The organism is Amycolatopsis sp. 3B14, from assembly GCF_050958625.1.
Taxonomy (GTDB): Bacteria; Actinomycetota; Actinomycetes; order Mycobacteriales; family Pseudonocardiaceae; genus Amycolatopsis_E; species Amycolatopsis_E thermoflava.
In genome coordinates, this window is sequence record NZ_JBHZEN010000055.1 from 128,670 (window position 1) to 142,772 (window position 14,103).

Below are 14,103 nucleotides of genomic sequence, written 5' to 3' on the forward strand. Positions count from 1 at the left end.
TTATGGAACTGCGCCAGCTCGAGTACTTCGTGACGGTCGCCGAGGAGGGCAACTTCACCCGCGCCGCCGAACGCGTGCACGTCGCCCAGCCCGGCGTGTCGGCGCAGGTCAGGCGGTTGGAGCGGGAGCTGGGGCACGAGCTGCTGGACCGGTCCGGGCGCACGGTCCGGCTCACCGAGGTCGGCGCCGCGGTCCTCCCCTACGCCCGCGCGGCGCTGGCCGCCGTCGCCGGGGCGCGGCTGGTCGCCGACGAGTTCCGCGGCCTCGTCCGGGGCAGGGTCGCCTTCGGCATGGTCACCTCGCACAACTTCGACGTGCCCGGCCTGCTCGCGAGCTTCCACGAAGACCACCCCGGCGTGGAGATCACGCTCGTCGAAGGCCGCTCCGGCGAGCTGGCCGCCGGCATCCGGGACGGCCGCCTCGACGCGGCGATCATCAGCCTCGCCACCGACGAACGGCCACCCGGGCTGGACGTCCTCGTCCTCACCGACCAGGCCATCACCGCCGCCGTCAGCCTCGAGGACCAGTGGGCCGGGCGGGCCGAGGTCCCGCTCGCGGACCTGCGGGAGCGGCCGCTCATCAGCCTGCCCGCGGGCACCGGCCTGCGCGCGCGCCTGGACGAAGCCTGCGCCGCGCGGGGCATCACCCCGCGGATCGGGTTCGAGGCCGGTCACCCCACGGTCCTGGCCGACCTCGCCGCCCGCGGGCTGGGCGTGGCGATCCTGCCGGACTCGGTGGCCACCGCACGCCCCGACCTGCACCCGATCCCGATCACCGACCCGCCGCTGCGGGGCTGCCTGGCCCTCGCGTGGCGTGCTGCCGGCCCGGCCAGCCCCGCGGCGCGGGTGTTCCTCGACCGCGCCCGCGCGGCGCTGTGAACTCGGAAAAGGGTTCGCCCCGCTGGCTAGGGTGAAGACCATGCCCGCCTGGCGGCCCTCCGACACCGAGTTGCTCACCACCTACGGCAACGCGTTCGTCTCGCACCGGCGCGAGCAGATCACGACCGTCTGCGACCTGCTCGACGGCATGCCGGGGCACGCGATCTTCACCACCACCCGCCCCTGAAAGGACGACGCATGTTCACCGGCCTGTCCGCCTTCCCGCTCACCCCGGTCACCGGATCCGGCATCGACACCACCGCCTACGCGCGGCTCGTCGCCCGGCTCGCCGCGGCCGGGGTCGAGTCGATCGGCGCGCTGGGCTCCACCGGCTCGTACCCGTACCTGACCCGCGCACAACGCGCCGAAGCGGCGAAGATCGCCGTCGACGCGGCGGCGGGCACCCCGGTGCTGGTCGGCATCGGCGCCACGGCCACCAGCGAGGTCCTCGCGCTGGCCGAGGACGCCCAGAACGCGGGCGCGGCCGCGGTGCTGCTCGCCCCGGTCAGCTACCAGCCCCTCACCGACGACGAAGTGTTCGGGCTCTACGAAGACGTGACCCGCGAACTGTCGCTGCCGCTGTGCGTCTACGACAACCCGCGCACCACGCACTTCCAGTTCAGCGACGAACTGCACGGCCGCATCGCCGCGCTGCCGAACGTCGGCTCCATCAAGATCCCCGGCGTGCCCGCCGACGCCAAGGCCCGCGTGGACGCCCTGCGCGCCCGCATCCCGGACACCGTCACGATCGGCATCAGCGGCGACGCGGTCGCGGCCGAGGGGCTGGCCGCCGGCTGCGACGTCTGGTACTCGGTCCTGGGCGGCCTGTTCCCGGACACCGCGCGGGCCGTCATGCGCGACGCGGCCGAGTCGGAGCGCCTGCGGCCGCTGTGGGACCTGTTCGCTCGCCACGGCGGCATCCGGGTCGTCGCCGCCGCGGCCACCCACCTGGGCCTGACCGGCGAACGCGTCCTGCCCCGCCCGCTCCGCGAACTCGACGGTGCCGCGCGCCGCGAGGTGATCGACACCCTGCGGCAGCTCAACCTGTGACCCGCCGCGCCCGCAGCACGGTGTCCCGCGTGTACCGGGCGGGCCGGGCGCGCGGCCGGATCTCGTCGGCCAGCACCGTCCACTCCGGACCGAGGAGCGCCGCGACGTCGGCCGGGTGGTAGTAGTCGGCCGGGTCGAAACCCTCGCGTGGCGTCAGCTCCGCGGGGTCGTGGCTCGCCACCAGCAACGTGCCGCCCGGCGCGACCGCGGCGAGCAGACCGCGCAGCACGCCGGGTTCCGCCCTGCGCAGCGGGACGTAGTGCGCCGACACCAGGTCGAAGCAGCTCGCCGGCGGTGCCATCGCCGTCAGGTCCGCGTGCACCCACGCCACGCGACCGGTGTCGTCGGCGGCGGCCGCCCGTTCCAGCGCCACACGGGAGACGTCGATCGCCGTGACGTGCCAGCCCCGCCGCGCCAGCCACAACGCGTCGGCCCCTTCCCCGCACCCCACGTCCAGCGCCTGCCCCGGCGCCAGATCGGCCACTTCCGTGACCAGCACCTCGTTGGGTTCGCCGCTGAACACCCGCTCGCGGCCGCGGTACATCTCATCCCAGTCCATGCCCCCACCGTGCCCGGCAACTCGCCGGATTGACAAAATTCTTTGCGGAATCCGCAAAAGCGGGAGCACAGTGGGGGCATGAGCGACGAGTTCGACGCCGTGCTCGGCGCCGTCGGGCCGCGGCTGCGTGAGCTGCGCCGGCGCCGCGGCACCACCCTGACCGCCCTGTCGCAGGCCACCGGCATTCCGGTCAGCACGCTGTCCCGCCTGGAATCCGGGCAGCGCACCCCCGGCCTGAAACTGCTGCTGCCCCTGGCCAAGGCCTACCAGGTGCCGCTCGACGACCTGGTCGGCGCGCCGGCCACCGGCGACCCGCGCGTCTACCCGCGGCCCAGGACCCACCACGGCATGACCGTCATCCCGCTCACCCGCAAACCCGGCGGACTGCAGGCCGTCAAGCACATCCTGCCCGCCGGGCCGTCCGACCTCGAGCCCGATCCCCGCTCGCACGAGGGCTACCACTGGCTCTACGTCCTCAACGGACGGCTCCGCCTCGTGCTCGGCGAGCAGGACCTGGTCCTGTCCGCCGGGGAGGTCGCCGAGTTCGACACCCACCTGCCGCACTGGTTCGGCAACGCCGATGGCCACCCGGCCGAGTTCCTGAGCATCCTCGGACCGCAGGGCGAGCGCTTCCACATCCGGGCCCGCTACCGGCCCTGCTGATCCTCCGGCGGGTTGCGCCGCACCCGGCGGGTGCGCCACGCGCTCGCCAGCCGGGAGTGCGGCTGCCACTCCAGCCCGTTGGGCAGGTTCCACCCGAACTTCACCGCCGCCAGCCGGAACAGCAGCGCGCCCACCACCCCGGCCACGACGCCCACCAGCGGGGCGCCCAGGTAGTGGCACACGACCATCGTGGCCGCGACCGCCGCCGCCACCGTGCCGTACAGCGCGTTGCCGCCGAACACCGCCGGCACGCGCCGGAGCATGATGTCCCGCAGCGCGCCGCCGCCGACCGCGGTCGTCGTGCCCAGCAGGATCGCCGGCAGCCAGCCCAGCCCGGCGGCCAGCGTCTTCTGCGCCCCGGTGACCGCCCAGAACCCGATCACCGCCGCGTCCAGCGCCGTGAACAACTTGTCCCACGCGTTCTCGCTGATCGAGATCACGAACGACAGCAGCGCGCCGGCCAGCGCGGTCGGCAGGTAGGCGTAATCGGTCAGCGCGACCGGTGTGCCGTGCTGCAGCAGCGTGTCCCGGATGACCCCGCCGCCCAGCCCGGACACGCTGCCCACCACGAGGAACCCGAACAGGTCCAGCCGCTCGCTGCGGGCGATCGCACCGCCGAGGATCGCGCAGGCGAACACGCCCGCCAGATCCAGGTAGCGCGTCACCTGATTGATCGCTTCGACCGCCGTTCCAGCCACACCCGGCACCCTAGTCCGCAGTGGACGGACGATCAGGACACCGCGAGGCACTCCGCGCAACGCGGCACGTCCGCACCACCGGGCACGTGCTCGATCGCCGTCCAGATGCGGCGCCGCTCACCACACCGCGCGATCCGGTACCCCAGGTACGGCTGCTCGTCGGCGAACAGGTGCGCCCGCCGCTCGTCCGCGAACGGGGCAGGCACGTCCGGGACGAACCACGGCAGCGCCTCGAACAGGCTGAGCTGGTCCTTCGCCGTCACCGCCGGTCGTACTCCGCGCGCGCCCGGTCCACCTCGGGCATGTGTTCCTCGGCCCACTCCTTGAGGTGGCGCATGATGCCGAGCAGCGACCGGCCCAGCGGCGTGAGCTCGTAGTCGACCCGCACCGGCACCGACGGGGTCACCGTGCGGCTCACCAGCCCGTCCCGCTCGAGGTGGCGCAGCGTCTGGGTCAGCATCTTCTGGCTCACCCCGGCGATCCGCGCGGACAGCTCGGAGTACCGCATCCGGCCGGTCAGCCCGAGCGCCACGATCACCAGGCTCGCCCACTTGTCGCCGATCGTGTCCAGCAGCCGCCGGCTGGGGCAGTTCGCGGCGAACGCGTCGAACCGCGCGGGCCGCTCGGTGACCTCCATGGCGCACCTCCGGGTGCCTACCCGACTTCACAGTGCCTACTTCCCAACGGAGAGTAGGTCCCCGATGGTGGTGCTGTCCACACCAGGGAAGGAACACCATGACTCTCGCACTCGTGTCCCGGCCCGGCACCACCGCGCCGGCCGCCGAAGAGGTCACGCTGCCCGCGCTCGCGCCCGGCGAGCTGCGGGTCCGGGTCACCGCCGCCTCGGTCGACCCCGTCGACGTCCTCGTCGCCGCCGGGCCGGCCCGCGCGATCTTCGGGTTGACCGGCACCGTCGGGCTCGGCATGTCGCTGACCGGCGTGGTCACCGAGACCACGGACACGGCCTTCGCGGCAGGAGACCCGGTCGCCGCGCTGCATCCGGACTTCGCCGCGCCGGTCCGCGCGCACGCCACGGAGACCGTCCTGCCCGCGTCCGCCGCCGCGCGGCTGCCCGACAGCCTCGATCCGGTCGCCGCCGCCTCCCTGCCGGTCAACGCCCTGACGGCCGCGGAGCTGGTGGACAGCCTGGGGCCCGCCGACGGGCGGAGCCTGCTGGTGACCGGCGCCGCCGGGGGCGTCGGCGGGTATGCCGTCGCGCTGGCCGCCCACGCCGGCTGGACCGTGACCGGCCTCGCCCGCGAAACCGACCGGGCCTTCGTGCTGCGGGCCGGGGCGCGCGAGCTGGTCACGCAGGTGCCGGGCCCGTCGTTCGACGCCGTGGTCGACGCCGCCGTGCTGCACCGGGCGGCGTTGCCCGCGCTCCGCGACGGCGGGGCGTTCGCCGGCGTGCCCTCGGCGTCTCCGGCGAGCCCCGAACGGGACATCTCGATATCGATCTCGAGCGTCCAGCCGGACGGCGCCCGGCTCGCTCGTTTGCTCGACCTGGCGGCGTCCGGGGTGCTGGAGTTGCGGGTCGCCGGCCGCGTGCCGCTGACCGACGCCGCCGTCGCCTACGACAAGGTGGCCGGCGGCGGCCGGCGCGGCCGATGGCTGCTCGTGCCGTGACGGGTCAGGCCATGTCCCACTTCGCGCCGAACGCCAACAGCTCGTCGCGGTGCTCCAGCCGCGCGACCCACGCCGGCGGCCAGGCGCCGGCGCCGTGGTGGGCGCCCGCGAACGCGCCGGCCAGCGCGGCGATCGAGTCCGAGTCGCCGGACGTGCAGGCGGCGCGCCGCAGCGCGAGCACCGGGTCGCCGGGGAACAGCAGGAAGCACAGCAGGCCGGTGGCCAGCGCCTCCTCGGCGACCCAGCCCTCGCCGGTGGCCAGGCACGGGTCGGTGTCCCGGTCGGCGTCGCGCACCGCCGCATCCAGGCGGTCCAGGGCGGCCAGGCACTCGTCCCAGCCGCGGGCGATGAACTGCTCCGGCGAGGAGTCACCGGCGCGCGTCCACAGGTCGCCCAGCCATCGCTCGTGGTAGGTGTCGCGGTGCCGGGCGGCGTAGTCGCGCAACGCCCCGGGCAGCCCGGCCGGTTCGGCGCCCTCGGCCAGCAGGTGGACGGTGTGCGCGGTGAGGTCGGCGGCGGCGAGCCCGGTGGGGTGCCCGTGCGTGAGGCCCGCCTGCAACTGGGCGGCGCCCGCGCGCTGTTCGCCGTCGATCCCGGGCAGCAGGCCCAGCGGCGTGACCCGCATGTTCGCCCCGCAGCCCTTCGAGGTGATCTGGCTGGCCGCCGGCCACGGGTGACCGGCCTCCAGCAGGCGGCAGGCCCGCAGGCAGGTGGCGCCGGGGGCGCGGTTGTTCTCGGGCGAGCGCAGCCAGGTGACGAACTCCGCCCGCAACGGCGGCTCGAACCGCTCCGGCTCCAGCTCGCCCAGGATGGCCGCGCGGGCGACGGCCAGCGCCATCTGCGTGTCGTCGGTGATCAACGCGACCGGGCCGGGCAGGTCCATCTCGCGCCAGTGCCCGTGCGCGGCGAGGATCGCCGGCACATCCTGGAACTCGGTCGGCGCACCGAGCGCGTCGCCCAGCGCGAGGCCCAGCAGCGAGCCGGTGGCCGGTTGCCTGGTCATGAACGTCGTCCTTCCGTCGGTCGGAGCAGCGGCGGGTGCAGCGTGGCGGCGCCACCGGCCCGGTACAGCGCGGCGGGTTTGCCGCGCCCGCCGGTCAGCCGGGACGCGCCTGCCACGGGTGTGACGAACCCCGGGGTGGCAAGCACCTTGCGCCGGAAGTTCGCCGGGTCCAGACCGGTCCCCCACACCGCCTCGTAGACCCGCCGCAGCTCGCCGAGCGTGAACTCGGGCTCGCAGAACTCCGTGGCCAGGCCGGTGCGTTCGAGTTCCCCGCCGATCCGGTCGTGGGCGTCGGTGAGGATGCGGTCGTGGTCGAAGGCCAGCGGACCCTGCTCACCGAACGGCACCCAGGCGGCGCGCGCCGCGTCCCCGCCGCCCGTCGGCTCCGGCGCACCCGGCACGAGCGCGGCGAAAGCCACCGACACGACGCGCATCCGCGGGTCCCGGTCCGGCTCGCTGTAGGTGCGCAGCTGTTCCAGATGGAGCCCCGCGACCTCGGCGAACCCGGTCTCCTCGGCGAGCTCCCGCCGGGCCGCGGCCTCCGCCGACTCGTCCGGCCTGAGAAACCCGCCCGGCAGCGCCCACCACCCCGCGAACGGCTCCGCACCCCGCTCCACGAGCAGGATCCACAGCCGCCCCGCGCGCACCGTGAACACCGCGAGGTCGACAGTCACCGCGAAGGGCTCGTACGCATGCTTGTCGTACATCCAACCCCCTTATTGGTCTCAGTGACTATAAACCATCCGCCGCCGGGGTGTGAGGCCGAGCGCGGTGACCGCACCGAGACCGGCCGCACCGGCGATGAACCACCACGCGCCCGCGAAACCCGTCGTCGCTCCGGGGTGCGGGGTGTCGAGCGTGCCGAGCACCGCGACCAGGACCGCCACGCCGAGGACGTACCCCACCTGGCGGCCAGTGTTGACCACGGCGCTGCCGGTCGCGGCCTGGGTGGGCGGCAGGCTCGCCGTCGCCGCGGCCATAAGGGTCGGCAGCGCCAGGCCGATGCCGACGCCGGTCACGATCCAACCGGGCAGGACGTCGGTGGCGAACCGGGCCTGCGCCGAGGCGTTCCAGGCCAGCATCACCGCGCCCAGGCAGAACACCAGGGCCGTGACATTCGCCCACACAAAGGCCGGCACGCGGAACAGGGCCGGCTCCACGACCGGCGCCGGGTGCCGCCGCACCCGCACCACCAGCAGTGCGATGCCGGCGACCGCGACGCCGAACGCACCCAGGGCCGCCGCGCCGGTCCAGCCCCATTCGCCACCCTTCACCAGCCCGAGCGCGAGCGCGCCGATCGCGACCGCGAGCACGACGGCGCCGGGCACGTCGGGCAGCCGGGTGACCGACTCGTCCCGGGACTCCGGCACCAGGCGCATCGCCGTGGCGAAGGCCAGGACGCCGACCGGCACGTTGATCAGGAACACCCAGTTCCAGGACAGCTCCACCAGCGCCCCGCCGACGACCGGGCCGAGTGCGGCGGCGAACGAGCTGGTGGTGGCCCACACCTTCACCGCGCCCGCGCGCCGGTCGGGCGGCAGGGCGGTCAGCAGCAGTCCCAGGCCGGCCGGGGTCAGCGCGGCGGCGCCGGCGGCCTGCAGCACCCGGAACGCGACCAGCCACCACAGCCCGGGCGCCACCGCGCAGCCCACGCTGGCGAGGGTGAAGACGGTCAGCCCGACGAGGAAGCCCGCCTTGCGGCCGTGCCGGTCCGCCAGCGAGGAGCCGGCGAAGCTCGCGCCGATGCCGGTGAACGCGACGTTGACCACGAAGACGTCGAGCATGGCCATGAACGCGGCCAGGCACAGCACGCGCCGTGACCCATGCCCGCCGTGATGGAAGGTCCGCTCGCGGATCTCAGCTCGTGGAAGACCGATCACTGCTCCCTGGTCAAGGCCCTGGAGATCGTCGGCACGAAGTCGGCGCTGCTCATCCTGCGCGAGGCCTTCTACGGCACCACCCGGTTCAGCGCCTTCGCGGAGCGGATCGGCATCACCGAGACGGCCGCGGCCCGGCAGCTGCGGCACCTCACCGAGGCCGGCCTGCTCGAAAAGCAGCCTTACCGTGACGCGGGCGGCCGCACCCGCGACGAATACGTGCTCACCGAGATGGGCCGCGACCTGCTGCCGGTGGTCATCGGCCTGATGCAGTGGGCGGACAAGCACCTCCAGGACGGCGGACCGCCCCTGCTGTACGTCGACCACGAAACCGGAGCCCCGGTCCGGGCCGGCCTGCGCAACGACGACGGGCATCCGGTCGAGCTGGAGGAACTGGGCGTCCGCCTCAACCCGGCGTGGCGCCGGCCGTGCTCCAGTAGCTGATCAACGGTGCTGCAGGGCACGCACTGTCGACTGAAGGCTCCCCGTTCGAACAGACCCTGAGCTGGTACCGCTAGCTGGTGGCAGCCGGGGCGGTGTCGGCCAGCAGGGTGCGCAACCGGGCGGGCAAGTCGGCTCCCGAATCAGCCAATGCGGCCAGCACGCCCTCCCGCAGGGCCGACAGCCGGGCCGCGGTGGCGTCGGCCGTGCGGGTGGCCGTCGTGGCGGCGGTGCGGGCTTCGGTGGCTGCTGTTTCGGCTCGGGCGGCCGCTGTGGCCAGCTCGGCGGCGCGTTCGCGGGCGGCGTTCAACGCTGCTTCGTGTTGTTCGCGTAGCGCCGCCACTCGCTGGTCGTGCTCGGTCTGCCAGCGCTCGCGGTCCTCGCGGTGCTTCGCGCGGTCCTCGGTCAGCGCTCGGTCGTGACGGGCGCGGAGCTGTTCGAGGTCCTCGTGGTGCTGCGTCGCCAGGTCACGCAGGTCAGTCTCGAGTTGCCGGGCGCGCGCGTGGGCAGCTTCGGCTTCGCTGGCGCGGGCGGCCGCCGCGGCGGTGAGCTCCTCGATGCGGGCGGCCGCCGTTTCCGCGGCTTGGCGGTGCTCGGTTTCGAGCTGGTCCAGCCGTTCCCGCAACTGACGGATCTCGCCCTCGGCGGTGAGCCGGTCGGCGATCGCGCGCTGGGCCTGGCTCCGGTCGGCCGCGGCGCGCTGCTCGGCTTCCGCCGCGCGCTTGTCGGCGGCCTCCGCCCGGTCGGCTGCTTCCGCGGCCGCGGCCGCTGCCTCGGCGGACTGTTGCTCCGCGGCGTCCGCCCTGGCCTCGGCGTCCGCGCGGGCGGCTTCGGCTTCCGCGACCCGCTCACGGGCCTCGGCGATCTCGGCGTCGAGCCGCCCGTCCAGCGCGGCGAGGGTCTGCTGCAGCGGCGCGATCTCCGCCAGGGCCCGGCTCACGTCCCGGCCGACCGCGGCGACGTCCAGCCCCGGCATCGCCGGCCCGTAGGCGGCGAACGCGATCTGGTCGGCCTCGTCCAGCCGCGCGCACGTCACCTCGCGGCCGCGCTCGTCGACCGCCCACACCGTCGTGCAGTACTCACCCGGCCGCCCGCCACGCGGCCCCGGCTGCTTGCGCGGATGCCGTCGGCAGTACCGGCACAGCGCCGGATCGGACACGGTCTCCCGGCTTCCCGTGGCGTCCCTGCGAGGCGGCGGTGGGGGTGTCTCCTGCATAACCGCAGGTTATCAGTTCGAGTTTGGCAACCGATACCTAGGGTTCAGCTAAGTAAACTACAACTAAAGGATACCCGCGATAATCACGGTTATCGCGGAGGAAGGACAGGCGGAGGAAGGACATCAAAAAGCCGCGATCGTCACTGTGACGAAACGACCCCGGCTCGGGAGTAGGCCGCCTACCGCGGCTCCGAAGCTTCCGGCCGGCGGTCCGATACCCCGCGAGCATCAGGAGAACCTGAGGCAGAATCCAGGACGTGACCGGCGACGACACCATCGAGCTGGCGCCGTTCGCGCCGCGCCCGCTGCCGGCCCGCGCGCCGGCTCCCGACGCGCTGCGCGCCTGGCTCGACGAGGCGGTCGCCGAACTGCCCGCGCTGCCCGGGAAACTGTCGGACCGGCACGGCCCGCGGGCGATCACCCACGCCTGGCTGCTGGCGATGAAGAGCCACCAGACCCGCCGTTCCTACTGGCGCGGCCTCGGGTTGTGGCTGTCCTACTGCGACTGGCACCGCGTCGACCCGCTGGCCGCCCGGCTCGCCGACGTGCGGGACTGGATCGCCCTGCTCGACCCCGGCAGCCCGGTCACCCACAACACCCGCCTGGCCGCCGTCAGCTCGTGGTACACCGAGCTGATCGACAACCGCGTCCACGACGACAACCCGGCGCGGCTGGTCCCCCGCCACAAGCGCGACCAGGAGTCCCAGACCCGCGCCCTCACCTACGAGGAACTCCTCGCCCTCCTCCGCCACGCCCGGGACCGCGCCGCCCAGCTCGGCACCGAAGCCGCGCTGCGCAACCTCGCCATCCTGGAGATCATGGCCACCACCGCGGTGCGGTCCGGCGCGATCCTGCACGCCCGCTGCGGCCCGGACGGCGACCTCGGCGTCGACCACGGCCACCGGATCCTGCGCTACGTCAACAAGGGCGGGCACCGCAAGACCGCCGACATCCTCGGCCGCGCCGACGCCGCCCTCGGCGACTACCTGGCCGCCCGCGCCGCACGTGAAGGCAAGCCGGTCGCCGAGCTGTCCGGTTGGTTGTTCGCCACCCGCACCGGCACGCCCCTGACCTCGCGCGACCTCGGCAACCTCCTGCGGGAGACCGCGCGCGGCGCAGGTTTGGACCAGCCCGACGACGTCGTCCCGCACTCGCTGCGGCACACCGTGCTGACCCTCGGCTACGAGAAGGGTGTCTCGGTCGAGGACCTGGCCGACCTCGCCGGGCATGAAAGCGTTGCCACCACCCTGATCTACGTGCGCCGCAGCCGGCGCCGGCAAACCACGCAGATGCTCGCCGACCTCACCGGGGGAACCACGGCCGAGCCGTCGGAACGCGCCGAACAGCGCCACCTCCGGCTGGTGCGCGACGCCTGACTTGACACCGTGCCCGCGTCGTGACTGACTACCCCCCGTGCACACCTCAGTTCTGACCGGGTTCTCCTACCTCGAATGCCCGCGCTGGCACGAGGACCGCATCTGGTTCGCCGACTTCTACACCCACCTCGTGCAGTCCAGCCTCGAGGACGGCAGCGATCTGCGGGTCGAGGCCGAGGTGCCCGGTCAGCCCTCCGGGCTGGGCTGGCTGCCCGACGGCCGCCTGCTCGTCGTCTCGATGCGCGACGCTCGCCTGCTCCGCCGCGAGCCGGACGGCACCCTGGTCACGCACGCCGACCTGTCGGCCCACGTGACCGGGCACCCCAACGACATGGTCGTCGACGCCCAGGGGCGCGCCTATGTCGGCAACTTCGGGTTCGACCTGATGAACGGCGCACCGGTGGCGCCGGCGAACCTGCTGCGCGTCGACCCCGACGGCAGCGTCACCGTCGTCGCCGAGGACCTGTGGTTCCCCAACGGCAGCGTCATCACCGACGACGGGGTGCTGCTGGTCGACGAGACCTTCGGCAACCGGGTGACCGCCTTCGACATCGCCGCCGACGGGTCCCTGACCAACCGCCGGGTGTGGGCGAAGTTCGGCGAACCGCTCACCGAGCGCGAGTTGGAGAAAGCGCTTCCGCAGATCGCCGTCGCGCCGGATGGCTGCTGCCTGGACGCGGAAGGCGCCCTGTGGGTGGCCGATGGCATCGGCGGCAGGCTGCTGCGCGTCCGCGAGGGCGGCGAGATCGCCGACGAGATCCAGCCGGGCACCGGGGTGTTCGCCTGCATGCTCGGCGGCGCCGACGGCCGCACCCTGTTCGCGTGCGCGGCGCCGGACTTCAACGAGCACGCCCGCAAGGACGCGCGGGAAGCGAGCCTGCTCGCCTTCCGCGTCGACGTCCCGCACGCCGGGCGCCCCTGAGGGCGTCGTGGTCCGGCGTCCGCACGGGGATCGCGGGCGCCGGACCGACCCGGCCACCCGCCGCCCCCACCGCGCGGCCAGCCTCATTCACGACGTCATCACCTGGACAAAGACCTCGCCAGACACGCCCTAACCCCAGACGGCCCTAACCCCAGACGGCCCTAACCCCAGACGGCGCTGACCTCGGCGACCGCCCGCGCGGCCTGGTCGAACCCGGCGCGCGCCGCTGCTTCGCGGACCGTCGGGTCCAGCAGGTTCGGCCCGATCGCCTCGGCCGCCGCCGCGTCCGGGGCGACCACCAGCACCGCCGCGCCGTCCCGCCGCAGCGCCGCCACCTGGTCGTCCAGGTCGGTGTTGCCGGGCACCTCGGTCACCCGCAGCACGAGCACCCGGTCGCAGCCGGCGGCGAGGTCGGCGTTCTCCATCGACCGCACCCCGCCGTCGATGTAGCGGCGGCCGTCGATCGTGACCGGCGGCCACGTGCCCGGCACCGCGCAGCTGGCCGCGACCGCGTCCACCAGCGACACCCCGGACTCCGCGGTGAACACCCGGTCGTCGCCGGTCGCGGCGTCCACCGCCACGATGTGCAGGGCCGCCGCGGGCCAGTCGTGGACCGGCAGGCGCGCCTCGATCACCTTCAGCCGGTCGGCCTCCGCCACCGTGCGCGCAGCCAGGGCCAGCTCGCCGATCCGCCGCCGCGCGTCCTTCGCGTCGGTCGCGCCGCTCACGGCCGCGCCGAACATCTCCGCGATCGTCTCGGCGTCGACGTCGGCCGGGATCTCCGGTGACTGCAGCGCCGGATCCACCTGCCGCCGGAACAACTCCGCCAGCGCCCTGCCGCTGGTGATCTGCGCCGCCACCGTCGATCCGGCGGAGGTGCCGATGAACCGGTCCGCGCCGAGAACGTCCACTCCGGACTCCGACAAACCGTGCAACAGACCGGTTTGCCACGCGATTCCGGCCACACCGCCACCACCGAGCACGAGCGCACGCGTCATGCGCCGATCCTAGGCCCCCGCGTGGCGCCGGCGAGAGCGCCGTTGACGAGGAGCAGCCAGGTCCCGCACACGCAACGGCGGTAGTCGAGGCGGCCGGCGGACACCGGGTGGCTCGACCCGGCGCGGAGGAGTTCGGACAGCGGCCACTGGCAGCGGGGGCAACGTTCGTCGGTCATGACCCCAGCGTGCTGTAATGGGTCAGTGCACTTCAACCCTTACGGCGGGCCGGCCGCGCAGGTCGCGGCGGGGCTGGTCAACATGCCCGACGCCACCGCGCCCGAGCTCCTGCGGATGATGCGCGAGGCGGGCATGTCGCTGACCCGGCTCACCGAAGCCGAAGCGGCCCAGGCTCGGGCGTGGGGACGCCGGATCCGCGCGGTGTTCGCCGAACCCGACCCGGACACCCGGATCGACCTGGTCAACGAGCTGCTCGCGGAAACCGCGTGCCGTCCGTTCATCTCCCGCCACGACGGCCTGCCCGCGCATCTGCACTACGCGGGCGAGGACGACACCCTGGCCCGCCGGATCCGGGCCTTCACCGCGGGCGGCCTGGCCCACCTGCTGTGCGAGGACGCCGGGCGGATCGGCGCCTGCGCCCGCGAGGGCTGCGACGTCGTCTTCGTCGACACCTCCCGCAACGGCCGCCGCCGGTTCTGCTCCACTCGCTGCGCGACCCGGGTCCACGTCGCCGAACACCGGGCCCGCGCCACATAGGTGTCGCGCGTCACACCCCGCCATGTCACGAACGGGCCGGCACCTCCCATCTCGTGGTCGTCAACAGCCGATGAGGAGGCGA

At 73.9% G+C, this 14,103-nt stretch carries 19 protein-coding genes; 9 read left to right on the plus strand and 10 right to left on the minus strand.

The annotated features are described in order from the left end of the window. Positions 1-2 precede the first annotated feature (2 nt). Genes ACCP09_RS28790 through ACCP09_RS28800 form a run of 3 tightly spaced genes read left to right on the plus strand, consistent with a single transcriptional unit; the run spans position 3 to position 1,928 of the window. On the plus strand, positions 3-878 hold the full coding sequence (locus ACCP09_RS28790) for a LysR family transcriptional regulator (protein ID WP_433751734.1): 876 nt from the start codon (positions 3-5) through the stop codon (positions 876-878). Between the two features lie 40 nt (positions 879-918). Further along, positions 919-1,065, plus strand: coding sequence for a hypothetical protein (locus ACCP09_RS28795; RefSeq protein ID WP_433751736.1), 147 nt, complete (start codon positions 919-921; stop codon positions 1,063-1,065). An 11-nt stretch (positions 1,066-1,076) separates the two neighbouring features. Then, positions 1,077-1,928, plus strand: a complete 852-nt coding sequence (locus ACCP09_RS28800) for a dihydrodipicolinate synthase family protein (RefSeq protein ID WP_433751738.1) — start codon at positions 1,077-1,079, stop codon at positions 1,926-1,928. Here ACCP09_RS28800 and ACCP09_RS28805 read toward each other — a convergent pair. Then, positions 1,918-2,487 (minus strand): class I SAM-dependent methyltransferase, encoded by a 570-nt coding sequence (locus ACCP09_RS28805; protein ID WP_433751740.1) that lies wholly within the window; start codon positions 2,485-2,487, stop codon positions 1,918-1,920. The two genes, ACCP09_RS28800 and ACCP09_RS28805, sit on opposite strands and share 11 nt — an antisense overlap. Before the next feature lie 78 nt (positions 2,488-2,565). Here ACCP09_RS28805 and ACCP09_RS28810 point away from each other — a divergent pair, with 78 nt between their 5' ends. Then, positions 2,566-3,150, plus strand: coding sequence for a helix-turn-helix domain-containing protein (locus tag ACCP09_RS28810; protein WP_378334680.1), 585 nt, complete (start codon positions 2,566-2,568; stop codon positions 3,148-3,150). Here the strand turns inward: ACCP09_RS28810 and ACCP09_RS28815 are convergent. From ACCP09_RS28815 to ACCP09_RS28825, 3 genes are read right to left on the minus strand one after another with little or no spacing between them, the layout of a single operon-like run. After that, entirely contained in the window at positions 3,135-3,848 is a 714-nt protein-coding gene (locus ACCP09_RS28815) for a trimeric intracellular cation channel family protein (protein ID WP_027929792.1), read from the minus strand. The genes ACCP09_RS28810 and ACCP09_RS28815 overlap by 16 nt on opposite strands. A 32-nt stretch (positions 3,849-3,880) precedes the next feature. After that, positions 3,881-4,111 carry a hypothetical protein gene (locus tag ACCP09_RS28820; RefSeq protein ID WP_027929791.1) on the minus strand — a complete coding sequence of 77 codons (231 nt, stop codon included), beginning with the start codon at positions 4,109-4,111 and terminating at the stop codon, positions 3,881-3,883. Then, a complete protein-coding gene (locus tag ACCP09_RS28825; protein WP_017982396.1) occupies positions 4,108-4,485 on the minus strand; it encodes a winged helix-turn-helix transcriptional regulator in 378 nt (125 codons plus the stop codon). The genes ACCP09_RS28820 and ACCP09_RS28825 overlap by 4 nt, the downstream gene beginning before the upstream one ends. A gap of 98 nt (positions 4,486-4,583) precedes the next feature. Between ACCP09_RS28825 and ACCP09_RS28830 the strand changes: the two genes are divergently transcribed. Then, complete coding sequence (locus tag ACCP09_RS28830; protein WP_433751743.1) at positions 4,584-5,474, plus strand: zinc-binding dehydrogenase; 891 nt, start codon at positions 4,584-4,586, stop codon at positions 5,472-5,474. Between the two features lie 4 nt (positions 5,475-5,478). Here the strand turns inward: ACCP09_RS28830 and ACCP09_RS28835 are convergent, their stop codons facing one another. Genes ACCP09_RS28835 through ACCP09_RS28845 form a run of 3 tightly spaced genes read right to left on the minus strand, consistent with a single transcriptional unit; the run spans position 5,479 to position 8,288 of the window. Continuing rightward, a complete protein-coding gene (locus ACCP09_RS28835; RefSeq protein ID WP_433751744.1) occupies positions 5,479-6,477 on the minus strand; it encodes an ADP-ribosylglycohydrolase family protein in 999 nt (332 codons plus the stop codon). After that, a complete protein-coding gene (locus tag ACCP09_RS28840; RefSeq protein ID WP_123686813.1) occupies positions 6,474-7,184 on the minus strand; it encodes an NUDIX hydrolase in 711 nt (236 codons plus the stop codon). Before ACCP09_RS28840 ends, ACCP09_RS28835 begins: the two co-directional genes overlap by 4 nt. 18 nt (positions 7,185-7,202) lie before the next feature. Further along, positions 7,203-8,288 (minus strand): MFS transporter, encoded by a 1,086-nt coding sequence (locus ACCP09_RS28845; protein ID WP_433751747.1) that lies wholly within the window; start codon positions 8,286-8,288, stop codon positions 7,203-7,205. A 24-nt stretch (positions 8,289-8,312) separates the two neighbouring features. Here ACCP09_RS28845 and ACCP09_RS28850 point away from each other — a divergent pair, with 24 nt between their 5' ends. Next, the gene (locus ACCP09_RS28850) at positions 8,313-8,798 is read left to right on the plus strand and encodes a winged helix-turn-helix transcriptional regulator (protein WP_433751749.1); all 486 of its coding nucleotides are present in this window, start codon (positions 8,313-8,315) and stop codon (positions 8,796-8,798) included. Positions 8,799-8,868: 70 nt separating this feature from the next. On the opposite strand, the gene ACCP09_RS28855 is transcribed toward ACCP09_RS28850, so the two are convergent. After that, on the minus strand, positions 8,869-10,011 hold the full coding sequence (locus tag ACCP09_RS28855) for a hypothetical protein (RefSeq protein WP_433751750.1): 1,143 nt from the start codon (positions 10,009-10,011) through the stop codon (positions 8,869-8,871). Positions 10,012-10,268: 257 nt separating this feature from the next. On the opposite strand from ACCP09_RS28855, the gene ACCP09_RS28860 reads away from it, so the two are divergent. Both ACCP09_RS28860 and ACCP09_RS28865 read left to right on the plus strand, forming a co-directional pair. Further along, entirely contained in the window at positions 10,269-11,387 is a 1,119-nt protein-coding gene (locus ACCP09_RS28860) for a tyrosine-type recombinase/integrase (RefSeq protein WP_433751752.1), read from the plus strand. A gap of 37 nt (positions 11,388-11,424) precedes the next feature. Further along, positions 11,425-12,309, plus strand: coding sequence for an SMP-30/gluconolactonase/LRE family protein (locus tag ACCP09_RS28865; RefSeq protein WP_027929785.1), 885 nt, complete (start codon positions 11,425-11,427; stop codon positions 12,307-12,309). A 161-nt stretch (positions 12,310-12,470) separates the two neighbouring features. Here ACCP09_RS28865 and ACCP09_RS28870 read toward each other — a convergent pair whose 3' ends face one another. Further along, a complete protein-coding gene (locus ACCP09_RS28870) occupies positions 12,471-13,307 on the minus strand; it encodes a patatin-like phospholipase family protein (RefSeq protein WP_433751754.1) in 837 nt (278 codons plus the stop codon). Continuing rightward, positions 13,304-13,483 carry a hypothetical protein gene (locus tag ACCP09_RS28875; RefSeq protein WP_123686806.1) on the minus strand — a complete coding sequence of 60 codons (180 nt, stop codon included), beginning with the start codon at positions 13,481-13,483 and terminating at the stop codon, positions 13,304-13,306. The genes ACCP09_RS28870 and ACCP09_RS28875 overlap by 4 nt, the downstream gene beginning before the upstream one ends. A gap of 25 nt (positions 13,484-13,508) precedes the next feature. Between ACCP09_RS28875 and ACCP09_RS28880 the strand changes: the two genes are divergently transcribed. Next, complete coding sequence (locus ACCP09_RS28880) at positions 13,509-14,021, plus strand: CGNR zinc finger domain-containing protein (RefSeq protein WP_433751755.1); 513 nt, start codon at positions 13,509-13,511, stop codon at positions 14,019-14,021. Positions 14,022-14,103 lie beyond the last annotated feature (82 nt).

What these genes read in the sequence shown, in the direction of transcription:
- ACCP09_RS28835 (WP_433751744.1), bottom strand. Translation starts at nt 6,477, where the DNA reads ATGACCAGGCAACCGGCCACCGGCTCGCTGCTGGGCCTCGCGCTGGGC.
- ACCP09_RS28800 (WP_433751738.1), top strand. Translation starts at nt 1,077, where the DNA reads ATGTTCACCGGCCTGTCCGCCTTCCCGCTCACCCCGGTCACCGGATCC.
- ACCP09_RS28870 (WP_433751754.1), bottom strand. Translation starts at nt 13,307, where the DNA reads ATGACGCGTGCGCTCGTGCTCGGTGGTGGCGGTGTGGCCGGAATCGCG.
- ACCP09_RS28810 (WP_378334680.1), top strand. Translation starts at nt 2,566, where the DNA reads ATGAGCGACGAGTTCGACGCCGTGCTCGGCGCCGTCGGGCCGCGGCTG.
- ACCP09_RS28840 (WP_123686813.1), bottom strand. Translation starts at nt 7,184, where the DNA reads ATGTACGACAAGCATGCGTACGAGCCCTTCGCGGTGACTGTCGACCTC.
- ACCP09_RS28795 (WP_433751736.1), top strand. Translation starts at nt 919, where the DNA reads ATGCCCGCCTGGCGGCCCTCCGACACCGAGTTGCTCACCACCTACGGC.
- ACCP09_RS28850 (WP_433751749.1), top strand. Translation starts at nt 8,313, where the DNA reads ATGGAAGGTCCGCTCGCGGATCTCAGCTCGTGGAAGACCGATCACTGC.
- ACCP09_RS28875 (WP_123686806.1), bottom strand. Translation starts at nt 13,483, where the DNA reads ATGACCGACGAACGTTGCCCCCGCTGCCAGTGGCCGCTGTCCGAACTC.
- ACCP09_RS28830 (WP_433751743.1), top strand. Translation starts at nt 4,584, where the DNA reads ATGACTCTCGCACTCGTGTCCCGGCCCGGCACCACCGCGCCGGCCGCC.
- ACCP09_RS28790 (WP_433751734.1), top strand. Translation starts at nt 3, where the DNA reads ATGGAACTGCGCCAGCTCGAGTACTTCGTGACGGTCGCCGAGGAGGGC.
- ACCP09_RS28855 (WP_433751750.1), bottom strand. Translation starts at nt 10,011, where the DNA reads ATGCAGGAGACACCCCCACCGCCGCCTCGCAGGGACGCCACGGGAAGC.
- ACCP09_RS28825 (WP_017982396.1), bottom strand. Translation starts at nt 4,485, where the DNA reads ATGGAGGTCACCGAGCGGCCCGCGCGGTTCGACGCGTTCGCCGCGAAC.
- ACCP09_RS28805 (WP_433751740.1), bottom strand. Translation starts at nt 2,487, where the DNA reads ATGGACTGGGATGAGATGTACCGCGGCCGCGAGCGGGTGTTCAGCGGC.